20 protein-coding genes and 1 pseudogene are annotated in these 23,319 nt (G+C 68.4%); 10 read left to right on the top strand and 11 right to left on the bottom strand.

All coding sequences use genetic code 11. The features are described 5' to 3' along the window. The first annotated feature begins 108 nt into the window (after positions 1-108). From ABN034_RS13730 to ABN034_RS13720, 3 genes are all read left to right on the top strand, one after another. On the top strand, positions 109-735 hold the full coding sequence (locus ABN034_RS13730; RefSeq protein WP_349691376.1) for a P-loop nucleotide/nucleoside kinase family protein: 627 nt from the start codon (positions 109-111) through the stop codon (positions 733-735). Positions 736-1,085: 350 nt separating this feature from the next. Next, positions 1,086-2,246 (top strand): mandelate racemase/muconate lactonizing enzyme family protein, encoded by a 1,161-nt coding sequence (locus ABN034_RS13725; RefSeq protein ID WP_349691375.1) that lies wholly within the window; start codon positions 1,086-1,088, stop codon positions 2,244-2,246. A 47-nt stretch (positions 2,247-2,293) separates the two neighbouring features. Beyond that, complete coding sequence (locus ABN034_RS13720) at positions 2,294-3,418, top strand: Gfo/Idh/MocA family protein (protein WP_349691374.1); 1,125 nt, start codon at positions 2,294-2,296, stop codon at positions 3,416-3,418. A gap of 21 nt (positions 3,419-3,439) precedes the next feature. Here the strand turns inward: ABN034_RS13720 and ABN034_RS13715 are convergent, their stop codons facing one another. The 3 genes from ABN034_RS13715 to ABN034_RS13705 all read right to left on the bottom strand — a co-directional run bounded on the left by ABN034_RS13715 (position 3,440) and on the right by ABN034_RS13705 (position 5,540). Next, complete coding sequence (locus ABN034_RS13715; protein ID WP_349691373.1) at positions 3,440-4,360, bottom strand: glycosyltransferase family 2 protein; 921 nt, start codon at positions 4,358-4,360, stop codon at positions 3,440-3,442. Positions 4,361-4,735: 375 nt separating this feature from the next. Further along, positions 4,736-5,191 carry an SRPBCC family protein gene (locus ABN034_RS13710; protein WP_349691372.1) on the bottom strand — a complete coding sequence of 152 codons (456 nt, stop codon included), beginning with the start codon at positions 5,189-5,191 and terminating at the stop codon, positions 4,736-4,738. A gap of 28 nt (positions 5,192-5,219) precedes the next feature. Next, positions 5,220-5,540 (bottom strand): DUF5302 domain-containing protein, encoded by a 321-nt coding sequence (locus tag ABN034_RS13705; RefSeq protein ID WP_349691371.1) that lies wholly within the window; start codon positions 5,538-5,540, stop codon positions 5,220-5,222. A 283-nt stretch (positions 5,541-5,823) separates the two neighbouring features. Here ABN034_RS13705 and ctaD point away from each other — a divergent pair, with 283 nt between their 5' ends. Both ctaD and ABN034_RS13695 read left to right on the top strand, forming a co-directional pair. Beyond that, on the top strand, positions 5,824-7,497 hold the full coding sequence (gene ctaD, locus ABN034_RS13700; RefSeq protein ID WP_349691510.1) for an aa3-type cytochrome oxidase subunit I: 1,674 nt from the start codon (positions 5,824-5,826) through the stop codon (positions 7,495-7,497). A 6-nt stretch (positions 7,498-7,503) separates the two neighbouring features. Beyond that, positions 7,504-7,803 carry a hypothetical protein gene (locus ABN034_RS13695; RefSeq protein WP_349691370.1) on the top strand — a complete coding sequence of 100 codons (300 nt, stop codon included), beginning with the start codon at positions 7,504-7,506 and terminating at the stop codon, positions 7,801-7,803. A gap of 229 nt (positions 7,804-8,032) precedes the next feature. Here the strand turns inward: ABN034_RS13695 and cydC are convergent. The 5 genes and pseudogenes from cydC to ABN034_RS13670 all read right to left on the bottom strand — a co-directional run. Next, positions 8,033-9,454 (bottom strand): annotated as a pseudogene (gene cydC / locus ABN034_RS13690) (thiol reductant ABC exporter subunit CydC); the annotation flags it as partial. 93 nt (positions 9,455-9,547) lie between these two features. After that, positions 9,548-11,212: a thiol reductant ABC exporter subunit CydD gene (gene cydD, locus ABN034_RS13685; RefSeq protein ID WP_349691369.1), complete on the bottom strand. Its 1,665-nt coding sequence runs from the start codon at positions 11,210-11,212 to the stop codon at positions 9,548-9,550. A 224-nt stretch (positions 11,213-11,436) separates the two neighbouring features. Further along, positions 11,437-11,796 carry a DUF8836 family protein gene (locus ABN034_RS13680; protein WP_349691368.1) on the bottom strand — a complete coding sequence of 120 codons (360 nt, stop codon included), beginning with the start codon at positions 11,794-11,796 and terminating at the stop codon, positions 11,437-11,439. Positions 11,797-11,870: 74 nt separating this feature from the next. After that, positions 11,871-13,136 (bottom strand): GNAT family N-acetyltransferase, encoded by a 1,266-nt coding sequence (locus ABN034_RS13675; protein ID WP_349691367.1) that lies wholly within the window; start codon positions 13,134-13,136, stop codon positions 11,871-11,873. An 11-nt stretch (positions 13,137-13,147) separates the two neighbouring features. Beyond that, positions 13,148-14,140, bottom strand: a complete 993-nt coding sequence (locus ABN034_RS13670; protein WP_349691366.1) for an AraC family transcriptional regulator — start codon at positions 14,138-14,140, stop codon at positions 13,148-13,150. A gap of 159 nt (positions 14,141-14,299) precedes the next feature. On the opposite strand from ABN034_RS13670, the gene ABN034_RS13665 reads away from it, so the two are divergent. Together ABN034_RS13665 and ABN034_RS13660 are read left to right on the top strand one after the other, a co-directional pair. Continuing rightward, positions 14,300-15,094 carry a phytanoyl-CoA dioxygenase family protein gene (locus tag ABN034_RS13665; RefSeq protein ID WP_349691365.1) on the top strand — a complete coding sequence of 265 codons (795 nt, stop codon included), beginning with the start codon at positions 14,300-14,302 and terminating at the stop codon, positions 15,092-15,094. A gap of 62 nt (positions 15,095-15,156) precedes the next feature. Then, complete coding sequence (locus ABN034_RS13660) at positions 15,157-17,130, top strand: ABC transporter substrate-binding protein (protein WP_349691364.1); 1,974 nt, start codon at positions 15,157-15,159, stop codon at positions 17,128-17,130. Positions 17,131-17,170: 40 nt separating this feature from the next. Here ABN034_RS13660 and ABN034_RS13655 read toward each other — a convergent pair whose 3' ends face one another. Next, entirely contained in the window at positions 17,171-18,103 is a 933-nt protein-coding gene (locus ABN034_RS13655; RefSeq protein ID WP_349691363.1) for an MIP/aquaporin family protein, read from the bottom strand. Positions 18,104-18,569: 466 nt separating this feature from the next. Between ABN034_RS13655 and ABN034_RS13650 the strand changes: the two genes are divergently transcribed. Then, complete coding sequence (locus tag ABN034_RS13650; protein WP_349691362.1) at positions 18,570-19,634, top strand: C40 family peptidase; 1,065 nt, start codon at positions 18,570-18,572, stop codon at positions 19,632-19,634. Between the two features lie 24 nt (positions 19,635-19,658). Continuing rightward, on the top strand, positions 19,659-20,468 hold the full coding sequence (locus ABN034_RS13645) for an SAM hydrolase/SAM-dependent halogenase family protein (protein WP_349691361.1): 810 nt from the start codon (positions 19,659-19,661) through the stop codon (positions 20,466-20,468). Between the two features lie 57 nt (positions 20,469-20,525). Here the strand turns inward: ABN034_RS13645 and ABN034_RS13640 are convergent, their stop codons facing one another. Both ABN034_RS13640 and ABN034_RS13635 read right to left on the bottom strand, forming a co-directional pair. Further along, a complete protein-coding gene (locus ABN034_RS13640; protein ID WP_349691360.1) occupies positions 20,526-20,951 on the bottom strand; it encodes a pyridoxamine 5'-phosphate oxidase family protein in 426 nt (141 codons plus the stop codon). A gap of 49 nt (positions 20,952-21,000) precedes the next feature. Continuing rightward, positions 21,001-21,498: an inorganic diphosphatase gene (locus tag ABN034_RS13635; RefSeq protein WP_349329984.1), complete on the bottom strand. Its 498-nt coding sequence runs from the start codon at positions 21,496-21,498 to the stop codon at positions 21,001-21,003. Between the two features lie 299 nt (positions 21,499-21,797). Here ABN034_RS13635 and dacB point away from each other — a divergent pair, with 299 nt between their 5' ends. Further along, complete coding sequence (gene dacB / locus ABN034_RS13630) at positions 21,798-23,261, top strand: D-alanyl-D-alanine carboxypeptidase/D-alanyl-D-alanine endopeptidase (RefSeq protein ID WP_349691359.1); 1,464 nt, start codon at positions 21,798-21,800, stop codon at positions 23,259-23,261. The last annotated feature ends 58 nt before the right edge of the window (positions 23,262-23,319 follow it).

The following is a 23,319-nucleotide window of genomic DNA, read 5'->3' as shown; positions in this document are numbered from 1 at the left end:
CGGCCTGGCCGCCATAAGGCTGACCGCTGTTGGCATCCGAAGTCCAAGCGGGGCCATGATGGGTCCCGTGGCGCGTTGTCTCTTGCGCCATGTGGAGGTCGAGTACCAATGCCAGTGCCGCCGTCGCAGTCGCCGCCCACCCAGAAGGCGTCGCGGTTCCTCCTGCAGATGGCGGGCAAGAGCGGTACCGGCAAGAGCACCATCGCTGGACCGCTGGCCCGCACATTCGGCGCGGTCACGCTCGACATCGACGTACTCAAGTCGACGGCGTTGGATATCGGGCTCGCCTGGCACGACGCCGGCAGGATCGGGTACGAAGGCACCTGGTCACTCGCGGAATCCCTGCTCTGTCAGGGGATCAGCGTCATCATCGACAGCCCGTGCCGGTTCGAGCGCATCGTGACCGAGGGCATGGCCATCGCGAAACGCCAGTCGGCCGTCTACTGTTTCGTCGAATGCGTACTCCCTGACACAGACGAGCTGCGGCGCCGGCTGCGATCACGCACGCGCCGGCGGAGCCAGCTGGTGGACCTGGGTGTCTCCTCACCCGACGCACCGACGGACAGCACCCTGGCCGCGCAGGTCCGCGACCAGGGCGAAGGAGCCCTGCGGACGAGATATCCACCAGGGCCATGGCTTCAGGTCGACACCGGTAAGGATCTTGACCGATGCCTCGCGCTCGCCGCGGACTATCTCACGCGCGTTCTCGGTGAACCCGCGGCGGGCGAAGGGTAGCCTCGCCGGCATGACCACGGCGCTTGTCAGCGGCGTGGTCGTCAACTCTGCGGCGGAATCGTCCAACAGCCTGGCGTTTGCGGTCCCGCCACGCCGGTGCCATGTGTTGGCTCCCGCGTGCCGCAGGCCGGTCGAAGGGCAGTGGGCGAAGCCCCGACCCACCCGGCCGCCGACGAGAGTTTCTGTCCGGACGCGGCGATGGCCAGGTGTTGCCGCTCGCTGGCTGGGCGACCGCCGGGTCGGATACGTTGAAAAATCGAATGAGGTAAGGGGAACCGGCTGCCGCTGTCGTCTCGCGCGTCGGCTCGGTGTGCCTGCAGCCAGGCGGGTACGGTGAGAGGAGCAGGCTCGTGAAGATCACCGACGTGTCGGCATATCCGATCGCGGGAGAGCGCCGGTCGTCCCTGATCGTCGTCGTCGACACCGACGAGGGGATCTACGGCGTCGGCGAGGCTGGCGTGTCGGGCCACGAGGCGGCGGAGGCCGCGGCCTGCGTAGCCTTCCGGGACCTGATCGTCGGACAGGATCCGTTCCGGATCGAGCATTTGTGGCAGGTCATGTCACGTGGGCGGTTCTTTCCAGCGCGCGGCGCCATCGCGGCAGCGCTGTCCGCGGTCGACATCGCGTTGTGGGACATCAAAGGCAAGGCGCTCGACCAGCCGGTCTACAACCTCCTCGGGGGCCGGGTCCGCGACTCCGTACCCTGCTACACCCACCTGCGGGCCACTCGTGGCGGTGACAGCGGGCTCGGCGATGCGAGTGACCGGTTGTCCCCGGCGCGCGCGGCTGTCGATGCCGGCTGGAAACACCTGCGCTACAGCCCCAATGACGAGAACGGAATACTCGAACCACGGCGTTCTGCGCGTCAGGCGGTGGAATTCACCCGTGCCCTGCGGGAGGAGTTCGGGCCGGACATCGAACTGTTGATCGACATCCATACCAGGTTGGGACTTCCCGAGGCACAGTACTTCTGCGACGCCGTCACCGAACTGCACCCGTTCTTCGTCGAGGACCCGTTGAGGTCGGAGTACGTCGAGGGTTACCGGCAGTTGAGGCGTTCGACCAGGGTGCCCCTCGCCGCGGGCGAACAGCTGGATTCGAAGGTCGCGTTCCGGCCGCTGATCGAAGAGGACCTGATCGACTACGCCCGGATCGATCTGTGCATCGTCGGTGGCCTCACCGAGGCGGTGAAAGTCGCCGCGAACTGCGAGACGCACGGAATCCGCACTGCGGTCCACAATCCGTTGGGCGTGGTGAGCACCGCCGCCTGCCTGCACTTCAACCTCGCGATCACGCCGTTCGGTATCCAGGAGCAGGCGTACCCACCCGGCATCGACACCGAGATCTTCCCCGTCCAGGCGTTCGAGCTCAGGCGTGGTTCACTGTTTCCTCGTGACGCACCGGGTCTTGGCGTGGAGTTCGACCGGGAGGCGGCGCGGGCGCGGGAGTTCCGCGGCAGCGCCAAACTGCCGTTGCTGCGGCGGGCCGACGGTTCGTTCACGAACTGGTAGGCCGTTGGCGGCGGAGCGTCACGTGCGTCGCATCACTTGGAGGAGCGTTGACAGATCCGGTACGCATCGGCGTGGTCGGCGCGGGAACCCTTGCCCAGCGAGGGATTCTGCCCCACCTCAGCCAGGACGACGTGCAGGACCGAGTACGTGTCCAGGCCGTCTGTGACCCGGCCGAAGGCCGGGCAGCCGAGGTGGCCGCCCGGTTCGGGATTCCCCAGGCGTTCACCGACTATTCCGATCTCCTCGAACGCGGCGAGGTCGACGCGCTGACCATTGCCTCACCTATCGGGCTGCACTACGAGCAGTGTCGGGACGCGCTCGACGCGGGCAAGCACCTCCACGTCAACAAGTCCTTGACGACGACCGTGGCCGAGGCGACCGACCTCATCGACCGCGCCCACGTCGGCGGTCTGAGGATCGTCGCATCGCCCGGAGAGATCCTCCGGCCACAGCATGCCCACGTGCGGGAACTGATCGCCGGCGGCGCGATCGGGACCCTGTGCTGGGCGACGTGCGGTGCCGCTTTCGGCACCTACCATGAACAGGAGCCTGAGCGCACCAAACCCAGTGGTGCCTCGACGATCGATCCGTCGTGGTACTTCCGCCGGCCAGGAGGTGGCCCGCTCTATGACATGACCGTGTACTCCCTGCACGCGCTGACGTCCGTCCTCGGGGCGGCGCGTCGGATCACCGCGATGTCGGCCACCCGGATTCCGGAGCGGATGTTCCAGGGCAGGGCGGTCCAGTGCGACGCCCACGACAACACCGTGATGCTGCTCGACTTCGGCGACGGACTGTTCGCGATGGCCTACGGCACGGCGGCCGGTTCGATCAACAAGGGCTTCTACGGCAGCTTTTTTGGTACCGAGGGCTCGATCATCGGTATGGAGCACAACGGCGAGGCGCTGGAGTTCCCCGGCAAGGAGATCGTCGACCAGGCCTCGGCGGAATGGATCGGCCGGCAGTGGGTGCTTCCGCACGTGGTGGGTCCGCATCGCGACCTCGACGAGGCGCATGTCTTCGAGGACATCATGCAGCTCGTCGACTGGGTGCGCGACGATCGGCCGTCTCCGGTCTCGGCCGAGCATGCCCGGCACGTCATCGACATCATTTCCTCGGCATACCGGTCCGCCGAGACGGGCCAGGCCTGCGAGCTGACGACGACGTTCTGAGGTTCGTAGGAAGAACGCTGGTCACACGATCGGAGGTCGGCCGAGCCTGGTCATGTGCCACACCGTGCGCCAGCGGATCGGCCGGCGCCGGCCACAGCGCGACGTCCATCCCTCGGCGAACCCACCCCACCAGGCACGCAGGCCGGCGAGCGGCGGGCGGCGGATGACCGTGATCACGATCCACATGCTGAGGTAGATCGGCACCAGGATCGCCGGCAGGTGGCGGCGGGCGAGCCAGACCCGGTTGCGGGCGTTGAACCGGTAGTAGACCGCGTGTCGGCTCGGGTGCGTACGCGGATGTCGGAGCTCGATGTCAGGTCGGTACTCGATCCGCCACCCGGCATCGAGTGCGCGCCAGGCGAGGTCGGTCTCCTCGTGGGCGTAGAAGTACTCGGTCGGCCAGTCACCGATCTGGTCGAGCACGGCCATGCGTACGGCGGCGCCCCCGCCGAGGAAGGTCGTGACCTGGGAGGCCCGGAACGGATCGTTGGCTCGCAGGCGGGGAATGTGGCGCCGCTGCGTGACGCCTTGTTCGTCAGCGATGCGGAAGCTGACGATGCCGAGGCTCGGATCGGTGGCGAACGCGGTACGCACCCGGGAGGCCGAGGTCGGATCGGGCAGCAGCCCGTCGTCGTCGAGGTACATCACGACGTCGACACCGCCACGGGACCGCAGCGCCGACAGCGCGGCGTTGCGTCCACCCGACACGCCCAGGTTTCGTGGGAGGTCGATGCCCTCGACGCCGGCGGGAAGGGCGGGGAGGACAGTGCCATTGCCGATGACGACGATCCGCATCGGTGGTCCGGCCTGCGCTGCGACAGAACGCAACAGGGCAGCGAGTTCGGCGGGCCGGTCGCCGAGCGTGAGAATGACCACGCCGAGCCGGACTGCCGTGGCGGCGCCCGCCGTCCGCGCGGTCTGAAGCTGGCCGGATGTCCTCACGATCCCCCCGCCGGCGCAAGCCGACAACAATGACATGCGGGTGAAATACCCAGCAACGGATCGTAACGAACCCATAGGAGAACCCGCTGGGCCATTCCGGCATGAGAGCTGAATCGTTAGCTTCTCCGTCGCGCGGACACGAGTGCCTGTGGAGGTGCGCGATCTGGCCCGTTTTGATGGGGCTCGAGGACGGGCTGTCAACGACGGATTGACAACGTCGTGAACGAAAGAAGGGGCTGCGCGGAGGTGCGCAGCGATGGGTAGCTCCACACCCCCGCGTAGAGGCTGTTTCCCCGTCGCAGGTCCCGCCAATCTTCCCGATTTCTCGTGCGTAGTGGTCCACCCCGGACCGCGTTGGTGATCTCGCGGACCGATCTACGCCGATGCTGATTTGTGCAGGGCGCCGGAGTGATCGGCCAGGCCCTGGGCGCATGCCCTGACAAAGCCGCCGAGGATCCGGCGATAGAACCAGCCGGTTCCCGGCACCTTGGCAGCGAAAGTCGAATGCCAACGAATGGTCGTACCGTCGTCGCTCGGTTCGAGATCGACATCCGCGCGGTAGTCGCGGACCGGTATCCCGCTCAGCAGGGTGTAGGAAAGCCGGCGATCGGGCCGTAGTTCCACGACTCGTTCCCGCGAAACTGCCCACCTGCTGCGGAAGACCCGGATGGCGCCCACCTCCTCGCCGCCGCCGTCGCCGGGCCGTTCCAGTCCGAACGTCACCATGGGTGACCAGTGTGGCCAACTCGCACCGTCGGTGAGGAGTGCGTAGACCACGGCGGGCGGGGCGGTGGAGTGCGCGCGAACGTCGATCTCATGACGACGACTCATGTACCAAATGGTACATGAGTCGTCTGGCTCAGCTGCCGCTCTTGCGGCGGAACGAGCGGCGCCCGGTCGTCGGACCGAAACCGTCGTGCACCTTCGAGCCGCCCTTGCCGGTGCCGTCGGCGGAGCGGTGTTCGCCCTGCTGCTTCTGCTTGCGCTGCAGGCTCTCGCGGAACTTGCGGCGTACGTCGTCGCTCGGGTCCGCGGACCCCGCGTCGCCCGCGCCAGCAGCCGAAGCCTCCGCCGCGGAGTCGGGATCGGACTCGGCGGCTGGCTCCGGGGCTGCGGAGTCTTTGGGCGCCTGCGCAGCTGCCTTGGAGGCGCTGCCACGCTTCTGATCTTGGCCGGCCATACGTACAGCCTGGCATGCTTCGGCCCGGGATGCGAACCCGATACCCCGACCGCGTGCCCGAGCCCCCGGGCCGTGCCTACGCCAGGGGGACTGAACCCGCTCGGTCACCTTCGCGGCCGGCTTCTCGGGGCACACTGGAAATCGTTACTTCACCCGCGTTTGGTTTTTTGCCCTGCGGGCAAGCATTCCCCCGTAATCGAAGGGCGGGGGATCTTCGGTGGCGACAGTTCGATCGCCAGCGCACGAGGCGCCAGTAACGCCTTCGGGACGTTCGTTTGGCGCGATCGTCGTCAGCTGGATCACCTCCACCGACCACAAGGTCATCGGAAAGCTCTATCTCGCGACGTCGTTCTCGTTCTTTCTCGTCGCCGGCCTGATGGCGATGTTGATGCGGGCAGAGCTCGCGGTGCCCGGTATGCAGGTTCTCGGCACGGTCAAGGGCCCGGAGATCTACAACCAGCTCTTCACCATGCACGGCACGATCATGCTGTTGCTGTTCGCCACACCGCTGTTCGTCGGGTTCGCCAACGTCATCATGCCGCTGCAGATCGGCGCACCCGATGTGGCGTTCCCGCGACTGAACATGCTCAGTTACTGGATGTTCCTGTTCGGTGGGCTGATCGTCCTGGCAGGATTCATCACCCCGAACGGCGCAGCGAGTTTCGGGTGGACCGGCTACGCCACCCTCAACAACGTCGTCCATTCGCCGACCATCGGCGCGGACCTGTGGGTGATGGGTCTCTATCTCGCCGGGCTCGGCACGATCCTTGGTGGCGTCAACTTCATCACGACGATCATGTGCCTGCGTGCGCCCGGCATGACGATGTTCCGGATGCCGATCTTCACCTGGAACACGTTGATCACCAGCGTGATGGTCATCATGGCGTTCCCGATCCTCGCTGGAGCGCTGCTCGAACTCGAGGCTGACCGGCGACTCGGCGCTCACATCTACGATGCCGCGACCGGCGGGCCGATCCTGTGGCAGCACCTGTTCTGGTTCTTCGGCCATCCCGAGGTCTACATCATCGCGTTGCCGTTCTTCGGCATCGTCACCGAAGTGATTCCGGTGTTCAGTCGCAAACCCCTCTTCGGGTACTCCGGCATGGTCGCGGCGACGATCGCCATCGCGTTGCTGTCGATGACCGTGTGGGCACATCACATGTTCGCCACGGGCAGCGTCTACCTGCCGTTCTTCTCGCTGTTGAGCTTCCTCATCGCCGTTCCGACCGGAATCAAGTTCTTCAACTGGATCGGCACGATGTGGCGTGGATCGATCACCTTCGAGACACCCATGCTCTGGTCGGTCGGGTTCCTGGTGACGTTCCTTTTCGGCGGGATGACCGGAGTGATCCTTGCGTCGCCGCCGATGGACTTCCATGTCACCGACACCTACTTCGTGGTCGGTCACTTCCACTATGTCGTGTTTGGCACTGTCGTGTTCGCGATGTTCGCGGGCTTCTACTTCTGGTGGCCCAAGATGACCGGCCGGATGCTCGACGAAACGCTCGGCAAGGTGCATTTCTGGACATTGTTCGTTGGCTTTCACACGACATTCCTGGTCCAGCACTGGCTGGGCGCGGAGGGAATGCCGAGAAGGTACGTCGACTACCTGCCGGGGGACGGTTTCACGACGCTCAACATCATCTCGTCGGTGGGTGCGTTCCTGCTCGGCATGTCGACTCTGCCCTTCCTGCTCAACGTCGTCCTCTCCCGGCGGAACCCGCTGGTGGGAGTCGACGACCCGTGGGGCTGGGGGCGCTCGCTCGAGTGGGCGACGTCATGTCCGCCGCCACGGCACAACTTCACGTCGATGCCGCGCATCCGGTCAGATAGCCCCGCATTCGAAGTTCATCACCCGGAGATTACGCGACTCGAATTGGAGCAATACAACGGTAGGAGCACACCAGAACAAGATGCTGGCAACTCCTGGGGCCTTTCGAAGAGGGAAGAGGAGTAGCAACCGATGGAGCAGAACTACACGCTCGATGTGTCGCCTGACGTCGAATCCGCGCCGCAGGGTGCCGCTGCCGCGGACGGTTCGGCCGCCTGTATCCCGGGCCAGCGCGCCGATGCCGACGGGCAAGCGAACGTCGTGAAGGCCGGACGGGGACGTCCGTCCTTGGGGGGACAGGGCAGGTCGCCGCAGGTGACGTTCCGGGCGCCGCCGTCGTTGCGCGCGCAGGCGGAGGAGCGCGCGGCCAGAGACGGCAAGACCGTGTCGCAGCTGGCGAGGGAAGCCTTCGAGATGTACCTCACCAGCTGACGCTGGTGAGTGCGTACGGACATCGATCCGACGCGGAGCGAACCGAACCCCGCGATCGAACGGCCGGACCCGCCAGCAACACGCGTAGATTCCCCACGATGCACGGTGGACCCACCGTGCATCGTGGGGAATATTCATGTCTGTCCGATCATTCCGCAGCCACCCGGTAGCCCTGGCGCGGGGCCGGGGCCCGGTATCACGGCTGGGATCGGATGACTCGGATGAGAGGTCAGGACCGGATGCGCGGAGGAAGCGAGATCTGCATCGTCGCCGCGTGTTCGTTGGGCGCGTCCTTGGCGGCCGAGCGCAGCCACATGCGCCGGTAGGGCCCGCTGGCATGGATCAGATCGGTCGGGGCTCCTCGCTGGACCACCCGTCCGCCCGCCAGCACGATGATCTCGTCCACCACGCTGAGCCCGGCCAGCCGGTGCGTGACCAGCAGAGTCGTCCGTCCCTGCGTGGCCACCAGCAGATCCCGCATCAGGGCGGACGCCGTGGCGTCGTCGACGTGGGCGGTGGGCTCGTCCAGCAACAGGATGGCCGGATCGGCGAGGAGCGTCCGCGCGAGGGCGAGGCGCTGGCGTTCTCCGCCGGAGAGTCGTACGCCCCGTTCACCCACCGGGGTGTCGAGGCCCAGGGGAAGCCGACCGACCCACCGCCACATCCGGGCCCGCTCCAACGCCTCCGACAGCTGCTCCTCGGTCGCGTCAGGACGGCCGAGCAGCAGGTTGTTGCGGATCGTCGCGTCGAACAGATGCGCGTCCTGCGCGCACGCGGCGATCGCGTTTCGACGTGCCCCGTCGTCAAGCGCCGCCAGATCGACGCTTTCGCCACCGGCGCCGACGACCTGGATGCTCCCCGTCTCTGGTGGCAGGAACCCCAGGATCGCCGTGACGAGCGTGCTCTTACCGGCGCCGCTCTCGCCGACGATCGCCACGCGTCTGCCTGGTTCGAGCATCAGGTCGACCTCGTACAGCGTGGGCGCTGCCGCCCCCGGCCACCGCACTGCCAGGTCACGGATCTCGAGCGCCAACGATCCGACGGGCGCCGGCAGGTGGCCGTCATCCGTCGACGGCCTCGGCAGGTCGGCGAGGGCGCGGAGCCGGTCGACCGCCCGTAGTCCGCGGGCGAGCTGGTGGAACGCCATCGGCAACGGAGTCGCCACCTCGAACGCCGCGAGCGCGGTCAGCGCCAGCACGGGAAGGAGGACGCCGGACACCTCGCCGGACCGGACCGCGGGGATGCCCACCACCAGCTCGCCGAGCACCGTCAGGCCGGCCGCCGCCGTCGTCATGGCGGCAGCCGCGCTGGCCGACGCCGCCGTCCGCTTCGCCCGCAGGGTGAGCTCGGTGTCTTCGGCGTCGAGGCGTTCGAGCCAGCGATGAGCGGCACTGTGGGCGGTCAGGTCGGCCAGCCCGCTGAGGAGTTCGACGACCGAACCGGTGAGCGTTCCCCGCGCCGGCGCCACCCGCCGGTCGGCGACCTTCGCGGCCCTGAGCGCCACCAGTGGCGTGACGACACCGGCGAGGAGGAGGCCGGCAGCAAGGACCGCACCGCCGGCGGGAAGGACGTAACCGAGCCCGACCGCGGCTGCCGTACCACTGATCACGGCCACGCCGATCGGCAGCAGGCCGCGAACCAGCAGGTCCTGGACGGCATCGAGCCGCGCGGACCAGCCAGCGGATGGAGCTCGGCCGCCGACCCGTCGCCCGGCGGTCGGAGCTTCCCCGGGTGTCCGCTGACCTCATCCGGGCACTCCCAGCCGATCAAGGCGTACGACGTGATGGCACAACCGCAGCAGGCCGGGCCGGTGGGTGACGAGGATGACCGTACGTCCGGTGAGGACCGCGGGAAGAGCCTGGAGCAACGCGGTCTCGGTCTCGGGATCGACACCTTCGGTCGGCTCGTCGAGCAGCAGCAGGGGTGCGTCGCGCAACAGCGCGCGGGCCAGCGCGACCCGGCGGCGCTGCCCGGCGGACAGGCCGAGCCCGCGTTCACCGATCTCCAGCGTCATCGACACGTCGACCGCGGCCGACCTGGCCGCCCGGGCGATGGCGTCGGCGTCGGCGTGTGGGTCGCGGAGCGCGATGTTGTCGGCGACCGTACCGGCGAACAGCACCGGATCCTGCGGGAGCCACCCGATCCGGCTTCGCCAGGCGTCGGCGTCGAGCGTTGCGAGATCGATGTCGTCGACAAGAACCCGGCCATGGTCGGGACGAACGAAGCCGAGCAGCAAAGCGAGCACGGTCGACTTACCCGCCCCACTTGGCGCCACGAGGCCGGTGACCTGGCCTGGCGCCAGCTCCACCGACAGGTCCTCGAGCGGTGGGTGCGCCCGATCGCTGCCGAGGACGGTGACGTCGTCGAGCCGGATCGCTGCGGTACGCGGATCGGGTACCGGTTGGTGATAGTGGCCGGCTCGCGGTCGGTCGGCGGTGAGGCTCGACCCCGGGACCGGTTGTTCGAGGACGCTGAACATGTCCGCAGCGGCGCTGAGACCTTCGGCGCTGGCGTGATAGTGCGCGGCGCCCTGTCGCAGCGGCCAGTACGCTTCCGGCACCAGCAGCAGGACGAAGAGTGCCGTCCGCAGGTCGAGCTCGCCCCCGGCGACCCGCACGGCGATCGCGACCGCCACGACGACGAACGACAACGCGGCGGTGAGCTCCAGCGCCAGCGACGTCAGGAACGCCACCCGCATGGTCGAAAGGCTCGCCCGGCGCTGCTGGTCGGCGAGACGGGCGATGATCGTCGACTGCGCCCTGGACCTGCCGAAGGCCTTGAGCGTGCCCAACCCGGACAGGATGTCGAGGAAATGGTGCGCAAGTGCCTGCAGGGCGTCCCACTGCCGAATCACCCGGCGGCGGGTGGCGACGCCGACCAGCACCATGAACGCCGGGATCAGCGGTACGGTCACGATCACCACGAGCGCACTCGCCCGATCCGTACCGGCCAGCATGGCGATCACCGCGACGGGAATAAGCCCGGCCAGAACGAGCTGCGGAAGGTAGCGCGAGAAGTACGAGTCCAGCGCGTCGATCCCGCGCGTCGTAAGACTCGCCAGCTCACCGCTCCGCTCGCCTGCCAGCCAGCGCGGTCCGAGGCGTACGACATGGTGTAACAGGTGTTGACGCAACTCCTGCTTGACAGCGGTCGAGGTCCGGTGGGCGGCTACCTCAGCCGCCCACGCCAGCAACGCGCGGGCGCAGATCGTGAGAAGGAGAATCACGAGGGGTACGGCGAGTGCCGTGAGGTCCCGCTGCTGTTCGAACGCCAGCACGAGGACGGTCGCGAGCACGTACGCCTGCGCAAGGATGAGGCTCGCCTGGGTGATCCCGATCGCCACCATGGAGGTGAGGTAGCCACGCGTGGCGCGGGCGTAGCGCAGCAGACGTCGATCGAACGCCCGCATCAGCAGGACCCGACGTCAGGGCGCGACAAGGCAGACATGAGGGACATAAGGGTATTCCCGCGGGTCGCTGATCACACGGCGGCCATGGTGGGAACCTCCCCGCGAGCCTAGCCACCTGGAACACTACCGGTGATCATGTTCGTGATCATGAAGATTCTGTCGGTGTATACGCCGGTTTCTTCATGATCACGGTCGCGCGGCGGGGGACCAGATCACGGTCACGATCACCGGAACGGCGGTCCGTCTCGCGGTGGCTGGCGCTGGGTGGGCACCTCGTCGTCGGTGAGGCGTACACGGGAGGCGGGATGTTCGACCAGGGCGAGCACCCGGCTGGCCATGAATCGCGCGGTGCGGACGGCGGTGCCCCCTCTCGTCACTTCGCTCACCTCGATGATTCCCCGGCCGGTCGTGATCTCGACGCGCCGGCCCATCCGGGTGGCGATCACCTCGTAGGTCCGCGTCTCGCCACCGGCATCGATCACGATCTCGACCCGGTCGCCCTTCATACGTCGATCGTCGTCCATCAACCGGGCCGGCGTCTGCGAATCGTGGACGTTCCGCCGGACTCGGACGACCAGTCTCATGCCCGCACGACCTGTGACCGGCCCGGGCGACCATCACCTGACTGGCGCCGTGGGCCGTCAGGCGCTGTCGTCGGTCAGAAGCTCGCGAAGAGGTACGGCGTCGCTGGGGGAAACAGCGTGCGCAGGGCCTGGGCCGCTTCGGCGTCGATCTTTCCGTAGCCCTGCAGCGCGACCTCCGCCGGATCGAGTACGCCGTAGACGAGCGCGGCCAGGCCGTGGGACGTCAGCGTCGCGGTGGGCAGCCCCGAGCCCGTACCGGAACCTGAGCCCGCACCGGAACCTGAGCCCGCGCCACCGGATCGGGTCGGGACCGAGTTGACCTCCAACTCGCCGGTCGTACCGTCCAGCACCCACGTCCCCGCGACGAACGGATCGTCGACGACCTCGACCCGCACGCGTGAGGAGCCGACCGAGATCCCGGCGAGCCCTTCGACGGACAGCACCCGGCCCATCGGTGCACTGTGGAGCGGGCTGGCGATCTTGGTCTCGTCGGTGTAGCGGATGTCGGTGTACCACAGGTCCGGCCGGCCATCCGGCGGCAGTTCGAAGGTGAACGCGGAGTACTGCTCGGCGTGCAGCCCCAACCACTGCAGCAGCAACACCCGACCGGCCAGACCGCGGCTGAGGAACCGTGAACCCTGCAGCTCGTGGCCGAATCCGTTCGTACGGTAGAGCAGCGCGCCGGCCACCTCGTCGTTCTGGCGGGCGAGGATCACCCAGTGGCTGTCCGAGTCGCGAAGTTCGGTGACGCTACGGCGAGGGGGCACCGAGAAGCCGTGGCGCTCGCCGAGCAGCTGTTCGATGAAGCGGTGATAGTCGTCGAACGCGGTACCGATCCGGTGCAGACTCAGCTCGCCTCCCGGCACCTCCGCGTGGCGGATTCGGTGGAGTCCGTCAGGGAAGAGCCGGATGCTGCGCGGCTTGGGGAAGCCGACGTAGCCCGCGCGTTCGTAGAACGACATCCGGTACGGATAGAGGGTGCTGACCACGTGTCCGCTGTCGCGCATCTCGCCGTGCAGCCTGGTGAGCAGGCGGGCGACATGCCCCTGCCGCCGGGCCGCCGGATGCGTCGCCACACCACTCACACCGAGCATGGGGAGCGTTCGGCCGCGGACGTGCTGGCGCATCGGGATCCCCACCGCGGTGGCGGAGGCCTCGGCGCCGGTGAACGACACCAGTGTCACGTTGTCCTCGCGGTAGGCCAGGGACCGCCGCCAGCCGTCGGCCTGGGGCGCGGCGGCCACCGGGGTGGCGCCGAAGGCGTAGTCCTGCAGGGGGTACGCGGTGGCGAGCAGTTCCTCGCCCGTGACCCGCCGGATGGTCGATGAGGTGTCTGTCACGAGCCGGCACGTTACTCCGAGCTGTGGGATCGATTCGAGCCGGGAAAACCTCCGACGACGCGCTGAGCCTCGTGGGTGTCGGTCGAGAGGGAAAGGTGGCGGCGATACGCGGTCGGGGTGAGCCCGACGAGGGACCGGAACCGGCGGGCGAAGTACGTCGGATCCGGCCAACCTACGAGGGCACCCACCCGGGCCACCGGCAACGTTGTCCGGGCCAGCATTCCTGCCGCATTCTCCGCCCGCAGCCGCGAGAGGTACGCGATCGGTGACAGCCCGACATGTCGCCGGAAAAGCCTCGTGAGATATGTCGGATCCAGACTCACCAGCCGGGCCAGGTCCGCCACCTGCCAGGGATGCTCGGGCTCGGTGTCGAGGTGCGCGCATGCGGCGGCGACCGCGGGGTGGACCGTACCGGCGGCCCGCGCCGACGGGTCGCCGCCCGCACTGGCGTCCATGCCCGACACACCGCCCGCGATTCGGCCGAGTACGCCAAGCAACTGTCCGAGCAGCACGATCCGGTGCGCTGGCGGGGACGTGGGAGGCGCGGCCAGCCGCTGCCGCAGGAGGTCGATCTCGGCGATCGTGTCGTCGGCGTCGGTGGCGCTGATCCTCCTCCGCAGAACGCCGTGGCTCCCGGTGGCCAGCGGCCCGGTCCACAACAGGTCCCGGACGCCCGGATCGTCACGCAGGAAGCCAAGGTCCGTCCGGAGCGCGGACATGGAGACGCAGGTGTTGGCGACGACGAGGTGGTCGCAGGCGACGAAGCCGTGCCAGGCGCCCGGGCGCAGGACGAACACGGCTCCCCGGCGTACCTCCTCCTCTCCCTGCGCACACACGTGCCGGCCGGTCCCTCCGCCCACGACGGCGATCTCGCAGAAGTCGTGCCCGTGGATCTCGGTGCCGCCCTCGAGGTCGTAGATGCCGGCGAGCACCGGCAGGGCCGCGGCACGGAACAGGTCGTGCTCGCGGTAGACCGGTGCGGTTCCGCCGGCTGCCGACGCCATCGAGGGATCGTACGCCGGTTTCGGATGCTGACGGGACGACCGGCTCCGGTCGGCGAGGTCAGGATCGTCCGAGTGCTGGTCGGGATCGGCCTAGCCGCGTCACCGGGGAGAGGGCCAGCCTGGAGGCAGGCACCGACCCGTGGTTCCAGGGAGGCTCACATGACCATCGACGAGGCGGACGTACGACGCGGCGACGTCGACCCGGCCACCGGCGCCATCCCTACGGCGCTGGTCGAGTCGTATCGCCAGGATGGTTTCGTCCGAGTCCGTGGAGTACTCGCACCCGCGGAGGTCGACAGGTTCCGCGCCGCGGCCGAGGCGTACCTCGAAGCCCATCGTTCGGAGAGCCACGCCGGAGGTGGGGTCTTCACCCAACTGGTCAACGTCTGGCAACGCGATCCCACGATCCGTGAGCTGACGCTGCATCCCCGCGTGGCGGGCGTCGCCGAGCAGCTCATCGGGACATCCGTACGCATATGGCACGACCACATGCTGGTGAAGGAACCGCACAACGACGTGGCGACGGAGTTCCACCAGGACCGGCCGTACTGGCCGCACGCCGGTGACCGGCTCTCGGTGTCGGCGTGGATCGCTCTGGTCGACGTACCACCCGAACGCGGTTGCATGACGTTCCTGCCCGGAACTCAACGGCTGACCGGGTTCCGGCCGCAGAACCTGCGCGACGAGGAGGACCTGTTCACGGTCGACCCCTCGCTGCGCTGGTCTCCCCGGGTGACGGTCCCGTTGCGGGCCGGGGACTGCACGTTCCACTCCAGCTACACCGGGCACATGGCGCTGCCCAACCGCACCGATCAGGCGAGGCTCGCGCATGTGTCCATCTACATGGACGCGGCGACGACGTACACCGGCGCGCCGCACGTCGTCACCGATTCGCTGGGCCTTCGGCCGGGCGACCCGCTCGACGGCGAAACGTTCCCCCGCCCACGCAGCTGAGCCCGGCCGGGGATTCGGACGAAGTATGGGGCCGCATGAGACCCCGAGGAGGAGTCTTGACGATGCATGATCTTTCGCGCAGAAGGTTTCTCGGCGTTGTCGCGGCCGGTGTCGTGGTGGGGGGCTGCTCCGGGCAGGACGGCACCGGCTCAGGCGGGCGCGGTAGTGCAGGGGGTACGCCCAAACCGGGTCAGTACAAGGAGTCGCCCGTGCTTGCCGAGCGGGTGAAGTCTGGCGACCTGCCGCCACTTGCGAAGCGGCTGCCGAAAGAGCCGTTCGTCGTCCGGCCGGGCGTGCTGGTGGACGAAAAGTTCGTCAAGCTGGCACAGGGCAAGTACGGCGGGACGCTCCAGCTTCCCCAGGAGTTGCCGAACTTCGACCCCCACGTGTTCCTCGGCAACATCGAGCCCATGCTCTGGGCACGCAACGGATTTGGTTATGCACAGGGCGAGACGCTCGTGGGCAATGTGGTCGCCGGTTACGAGGCGAACAACGACAACACCGTGTTCACGTTCCACATGCGGGAAGGGTTGAAGTGGTCCGACGGTGAGCCGGTGACGACCGAGGATGTGCGGTTCGCCTTCGAGGATGTCCTTTACAACAAGGAGATCACGCCGATCTTCCCGGACTATCTGCAGGCGGCCCGTCGGACGAGCAATGCGCCGGCGAAGTTGGAGGTGATCGACGACTTCACGTTCAGCCTGACCTTCGACGCGCCCTATGGCACTTTTCCGGCGCAGGTCGGGATCGCCCAGTGGCGCAGTTACGGCGACATCATCAAGCCGAGGCACTACCTGGAGCAGTTCCATGAGAAGTACGCGGACAAGGCGAAGTTGCGGGAGATGTTGAAGGAGGAGTCGATTCCCGCGGACCAGTGGTTCAACCTGTTCACCGCCAAGCAGATGGGCGCCTGGCTGGATGTGTCGAACGAGCAGTTCATGGGACATCCGACGTTGACGGCGTGGGTGATGTCGAGGGCCAGCGACGGGGTGTTCGGCTTCGAACGCAATCCGTACTACTTCAAGCTCGACTCGGCGGGGAGTCAGTTGCCGTACATCGACGAGCTTCGTTCGCAGTTGGTGCAGGACAAGGAGACGCTGACCTCGCGGGCGTTGTTCGGTGAGTTCGACTACCTCGGCGAGCGGGCGTCGCTGCGGCAGATCTCGCTGATCGCGGAGAAGGCGGACAAGGGCGAGGTCACCATGCATGTGGCCCGGATGCACCGGCTCCCGATCAGCTTCGCGCTGAACCTGACCCACACCGACAAGGTGTGGCGCAAGGTCGTACGTGACCTGCGGTTCCGGCAGGCGCTGGACCTGGCCATCAACCGTGAGGAGATCATCGAGAACTTCTACCTCGGTGAGTTCGCCAGCATTCCCACGCAGACGAGCAACGGAAAGTACGACGTGGCGGAGGCGAACCGGCTGCTGGATGACGTGGGGCTCGCCGAGAAGGACGGCGACGGATTCCGGCTGGGCCCCGACGGCAAACGCTTCCGCATTCCGTTCGAAGTCCAGGACGCTTCCGAGGACCACATCCCGATGAGCGAGCTCATCGCTGAACACTGGAAGAAGGTCGGAGTCTTCACCACGGTGCGCAAGCTCGATGCGACAGTTGCCGGCGAGCGCCAGGAGGCGAACCAGATCAAGGCAACTGGCCTCTGGGCTGCCCATGACATGTGGTCGAGTGCCGGGTGGGACGACTATCTTCCGGGAACCTACTGGGGTCCGCTCTGGGCCTTGTGGAACAGCACCCAGGGCGAGGACGGCGAGGAGCCCATTCCCGAGGTCAAGGAACTCTTCGAGCTGCACGGACAGTTCATGTCCGCAACGATCGGCTCGCCCGAGGGCAAGGCCGCCCTGGAGGGCATCCTCGAGAGCTATCGCGACAATGTGTGGACGTTCAACCCGGTCGAGCGCTCCTACTACCCGACGTTCTGGACCAAGCGCGTCAAGAATGTGCCGGAAGGTGTCAAGGAAGAAGTGTTCGGAATCGTCGTCAACATCAGTATGGAGCAGTGGTACATCGACGGTTGAGCGCAGGAGTTCGGACGGGCTCCACCACCCTGCACGATGATCAGCTGTCATCCGATGGTCTGGCCCGACCATCGGGCGGACCGGTACGCCGGGCGGCCAGCACGTCGCCGATGAAGAAGTCGTAGACGAGTACCCCGATCACACCGCCCACGAGCGGCCCGACGATCGGGATCCAGAAGTACCAGCTGAACGCCCCCGGATCCGTACCAGGTAACGCGGTCTCACCCCAACCCGCCAGCCACGCGAAGACCCGAGGACCGAAGTCGCGGGCAGGGTTGATGGCGTAGCCCGCGTTCGCGCCGTACGAGATGCCGATGGCGGCGACGATCAGGCCGATGATGAACGGCCCCATGTTCGCCTGAACCGCCATGTTCCGTCGGTCGATGACGGCGACGATGAGCAGGAGCAGCAGGGCAGTGCCGACTACCTGGTCGACGAACGGCCCGACCCAGCTTCCGTGGAAGTAGCCCGCTGGTACCGTCGCGAAGATCGAGAACGTACTGAGGGCTTCGCCGGACCCCCGAGGTGTGTGCGCAGCCGTGTTGTAGGCGTTGATCGCCGATTCGTACACCGCGTAGACGACCGCCGCACCGGCGAACGCGCCGAGCACCTGGGCGACGACGTACGGACCGACCTTCGACCACGGGAACTGCCGGCGCACCGCGAACCCCAGCGTGACGGCCGGGTTGATGTGTGCCCCGCTGACCCCGCCCGCGACGTACACTCCGAACGTCACCGCGAACGCCCATCCGAACGCGATCAGGAGCCAGTCACCCGCGGCCTCGAAGATGACCGTCGGTCCACCCGTGCGGTCCGAGCCGGGCAGGCCGGCGACCGCCATCGCGACCGCGCCGTCGCCGAAGAGGATGAGGACGAACGTACCCAGGAACTCCGCCAGGGTCTCGCCCCACAGCCCGCCCACGCGCTTCAGCCCACGCGGGCTCCTTCGCAGCGCGGGGATCTCTTCACTCACCGTCCACCCCAGATGTCCCACCCACGCACGACCGAGCCCGCGGGTACGAAAGGGCCATACCCGCAACGGTCCCGCGCCCTTCGGATGCCATCGGTGTTCGCGCCCAGGTGAGGAAAAGACATGCCTGTTCTTCAGCCTGGGCACCCGGTTCCACCGTCGATGACCCGTTCGGGACGCGTTTCGCGTTCGGCGCGGCGTAGGTACGTAAAAGACGCAGTCAGGTGGTGTTCGTCCCAGCCTGGCCCGACCTTTTGCCCTAGGCACGAAAGGAGGCGACGTCGTGGACCGGGCATCGTCACGACGCACGGGGCGCGCGGCCGCACTTGCCTTGGCGGGTGTCCTTGTCGTCGGCCTACCAGCGGGAGCTGCCGCGGAACCCGGTACGGGCTCCGGATCTGGCGAGGGCTCCGGATCTGGCGCGGGCCAGGAAACGGTCCCGAGCTCCCAACTGGTCCATGACGCTCAGGTGCGTGCACGGGCCGCGGCGTCGTCGCTCGGCCAGCTCCAGGCACGCCTCGCCCGCGCGGACAACCGTCTTCGCCGGCTCGACGTCGCCGCCCAGCAGGCGGTGGAGCACTACAGCACGGCCGTCTATCGGCGGACGCAGGCCGCGGACGCGGTACGAGTGACGACGGCACAGGCCTCAGCGGCGAGGCGTACTACCGAACGGCGCCGCCAGGCGGTTGCCGAGATCGCGGCCGCGACGTACCGACTCGATCCGGGGTGGGGTCCGATGTCGACCTACCTCGATGCCGCCGGGCCGGACGACCTGCTGGACCAGACGATCACCATGACCATGGTGTCCGCCTCGGTCGCCAGCCGGTACGAAGCGCTTCGCGCCAGCCAGTCGGTGTCGGCCGTTTTCGCGGCCCAGGCACGAGACGCCCTCGACACCGGACGCTGGGCCGCCGCCGCGGCGGACACTGCCCGGCGGCAGGTGACGGCCGCGGTCGCGTCACAGTCACGGTCGGTCGACAGCCTCACCGCCCAGAAGCGCGCGTTGCTGGTCCGGCTCGCGAGGCTCGAACGCGTGTCCGTACATCTCGCGGCCGCGCGTCAGCACGCGCTCGAACGCAGGGCCCGGCAGCGTGCCGAAGAGGCGCGCGACCTGCCGCCGGAGGACGGCGATGACGGTGGCGGCGGTGGCGGCGGTCCGACCACGCGGCAACGTGAGCGTGCGGTGGGGTACGCGCTCGCCCAACTCGGTGAGCCGTACGTCTTCGGCGCCGACGGACCCGACAGCTGGGACTGCTCCGGGCTGACGATGCGGGCGTGGGCGGCGGCGGGTGTCTCGATGCCGCACTTCGCCCGCGGCCAGTACTGGCAGTCGATGCGGATCCGGCTGGCCGCGCTCCGCCGGGGCGATCTGGTGTTCTGGGCCAGCGATCCGGAGGACTCGAACACGATCCACCATGTGGCGATGTACCTCGGGCGCGGCCGGATGATCCATGCTCCACGACCGGGACGCGATGTCGAGCGGAGGTCCCTGTGGTACATGGGGACGCCCACCCACGTCGCGCAGGTCCGCTGAGCATCCTGGAAGACTGTGAGCCTCATGCGCAGGCTCATCGCGTTCCTCACCGACTACGGCACCCGGGACGGGTTCGTCGCCGTGTGCCACGGAATTCTGGCCCGCTCGGCGCCCGACACCCGGGTGCTCGACGTGAGCCACGATGTCCCGCCGCAGGACGTGCGGCACGGCGCCGCGGTGCTCGCCCGGGTGGCGCCCTACCTTCCGCCGGCGATCTACGTCGGCGTCGTCGATCCTGGAGTGGGTACGTCGCGCCGGGGTGTCGCACTGCTCGCCGGACCGAGCCTGCTCCTCGGACCCGACAACGGCCTGCTCATCCAGGCGGCCGAGGTCCTCGGCGGTGTCCGTCGGGCGTACGCCCTCACCAACGTCGCGCTCTGGCTGCCCGACGTCGATCCGACGTTCCACGGAAGGGATGTCTTCGCGCCGGTTGCCGGCCATCTCGCGAGCGGCGGCGAGGTCGGGCGGGTCGGCGAACCGCTGCCGCCGGCAGAGTTGGTCCGGCTGCCGGCGCCCCGCTGGGAGCTCGCCGGCGACGCGCTGACGGCGGAGGTCACCTACCTCGACCGGTTCGGCAATGTCCAGCTTGCCGGTGGGCCGGCCGAGCTCGCCGCCGTCGGCGCGCTGGGTACGCAAGGCACAGTTGACGTCCAGGTCGGTGACCTGGTGGACCATGCCCAGGTGGGGCGGACCTTCGCCGACGTCGCGGTGGGGGAGCTGGTCGTCTACCTCGACTCCGACGGCCGGCTCGCGCTCGCGGTCAACTGCGGTGACGCGGGTGTACGCCTGAACGCGAAGCCCGGCGACCTCGTACGGCTGGCCCGCCCGACCTGACTCCCGGCGCACCATTCAGCCCGGCGACGTGTCAGCGGACCCATACGGACGCGTCGTTCAGAGGCTGCCCAGGTCGGAGGAGACCCAGCGCTCCGGCCGCATGAAGATGGCGACCTGCTCGCCGTGCTCGGCGAGGGCGACCTCGACGTAGGCGGCGCGCTTGTCCTCCGGCACGTACCGTCCCGCCATCTCCTGCAGATGTTCCGTCGTCCCGGGGACGATCCGGGTCACCGGACCCTCGGCGGAGACGTACCGGATGGTCGGGGTCACCCGGTCCACCATGAGCGTGAACCGCCCGGCCGCCTCGAGGAGCGCGGTCTTGCGGGAGTCGACCCCGGTGAGGATCCACGCCTCCCCGCCGGGGGTGTACTGGTACCACATCGGCACCGTCAGCGGGCCGCGATCCTGCCCGGAGACGACCGCCAGGGCCGCGATGTGCGGCTCGGCCAGGAACTGCTCGCGTTCGTCGGCTGTCAGAGCCACGGTGACCCTCTCCTTCTGCCCGGCAGGGCGTTGGTAGCCGTTCCGGTACTCATGCGTGGGATTGCGGGGTATCGCGCAGACGCTGCTGCGAGGCGACGATCTCCGCTTCCGCCTCGGCCCGGCCGACCCAGGTGGCACCCTCGACCGACTTCCCGGGCTCGAGCGCCTTGTAGACGGTGAAGAAGTGCTCGATCTCCAGCCGGTCGAACTCGGCCACCTGGTCGATCTCGCGCAGGTGGTCGAGTCTCGGATCGCCCGCGGGTACGCAGAGCACCTTGTCGTCGCGGCCCTTCTCGTCCCGCATCCGGAACATCCCGATGGGGCGGGAGAGGATCAGGCAGCCGGGAAACGTCGGCTCCTGCAACAGGACAAGGGCGTCGAGCGGGTCGCCGTCCTGGCCGAGCGTGTGCTCGATGAAGCCGTAGTCGGCGGGATACTGCGTCGCGGTGAAGAGCGTGCGGTCGAGCCGGATCCGCCCTGTGGCGTGGTCCATCTCGTACTTGTTCCGCTGGCCCTTGGGAATCTCGATCGTCACGTCGACGTCCACGACAGCTCCTGACCGGTGTGAGATCAATGCCGGACCCAGCTTTTCACCGCACACCTCGTCGGGGCACACCGACCACACCGCGCGGTGTGGTCGGGCAGTTCCGCGGCGGAGAGAAGAACCCCGGAAGGTACGCCCGTGTGGCGCGGTGTCGGGCCCGGCACGTAAGGTCCCTCCACCGGGGTATGTGGTGCGGAAGGGCGCCGGCACGCCGGCTCCTCACCGTTCCGGGGGTGTCACGAGCGCCCGCCGGCGTTCCTGGCCGGCGTACGCACGTGAGAACAGGGGAAGGGTCAGCCAGCGTGACCGAACAACCGAAGCGACCGCGCGGCCGGCGGGCACTGACGATGGTGGTGCTGCTCGTCCTGACGGCGGTGGGGGCAGGTGCCGGCGCGGTCTACACCGGCGGTGTGACGTTCAGCTGGGCGGGCGCGGGCCAAGGGCCCGCGACGCCGACGACGCCGGTCGGCAGGCCGACACCGAGTCCCAGCCCGACCCGGCCAGCGGCCGGGCCGGTGCTGGCTCCCCTTACCGGCCGGGCAAAAGTGCCGACCAGGGCCGGTCTCGAGCGTGCGCTCGCGGCGGCGATCGGTCCGGTCAACCTCGGCCCGCACGCCTCGGTGGCGGTGCGTGACCTCCTAACCGGCCGGTTGCTCTACGGCAAGGACCCCGCGGGTGCCTACATCCCGGCGTCCACGACCAAGATCCTCACGAGCGCGGCGGTCCTCGCGGTGCTCGGTCCAGAGCATCGGTTCAGGACGACGGTGGTGGCGGGAGCGGGGCCAGGCGAGATCGTGCTGGTCGGTGGCGGCGACCCGCTCCTCGCGACCGCGGCCGCCCGGGCCCGCGCCACGGACGCGACGCGCGGCACGGGAGTGCCCGTGACGATCGAGGACCTGGCCGTACGCACCGCCCGGCAGCTGCGCGCGTCCGGCACCACACAGGTGACGGTCCGCGTCGACGACACGCTCTTCCGCGAGCCGGTGAGCCCGACATGGGAGAGCCAGTACGTCCCGACCGGTGTGGTCGCACCGGTCTCCGCGCTCTGGGTCGACGAGGCGAAGGTCTCGTGGCCCTCCCACCGCCCCCGCGCGGCGGATCCGGCGATGACCGCCGCCCAGGCGTACGTCCAGATGCTGCGGAAGGCGGGCATCACCGTCCGGGGCGAACTCGCCCGGGGCAAAGCCCCCGCCAAGGCCCGCGAGCTCGCCGCCGTCTCCTCGCCACCGCTCGCCGACATCGTCGAACACGTGCTGCTCGTCAGCGACAACGACGGCGCCGAGGTCCTCGCCCGCCACGTGGCGGTTGCCGAGAGGCGGCCGGCGACCTTCGCCGGAGCGGGGGAGGCGATCAAGGCCGTCCTCAGCCGGCTGGGCGTGGAGGGCCTCTCCGGCATCAAGCTGTACGACGGAAGTGGCCTGTCGCGGGACAACCGGATCAGCGCGGACGTCCTCACCCAGACACTCGCGACGGCCGCGCGGCCGGAGTTCCCCGACCTGCGAGCCGTGGTGACCGGTCTCCCGGTGGCGGGCTACACCGGCAGCCTGGACGACCGGTTCGCCGGTGACGCGTCCGCGCCGGGTGTCGGGATCGTCCGCGCCAAGACCGGCACGTTGAGCGCGGTCTCGTCGCTCGCCGGCGTCGTGACGACGAAGGACGGTGCCCTCCTGGCTTTCGCCGTCATGTCGGACCAGGCACGACAGAACGATCCGCGCCCCTCCATCGACCAGGCCGCGTCCGCGCTCGCCAGCTGCGGCTGCCGTTAGCGAGTGTGTCGGGCACTTCCGGATCAGTCCGAGCCGGCGCAGCCCGACCGCGTACGGT

Source organism: Actinopolymorpha sp. B11F2, from assembly GCF_040195635.1.
In the GTDB taxonomy this organism is placed as follows: Bacteria; Actinomycetota; Actinomycetes; order Propionibacteriales; family Actinopolymorphaceae; genus Thermasporomyces.
The sequence above is the reverse complement of the archived record's forward strand: the minus strand, read 5'-3'. Positions and strand labels throughout refer to the sequence as shown.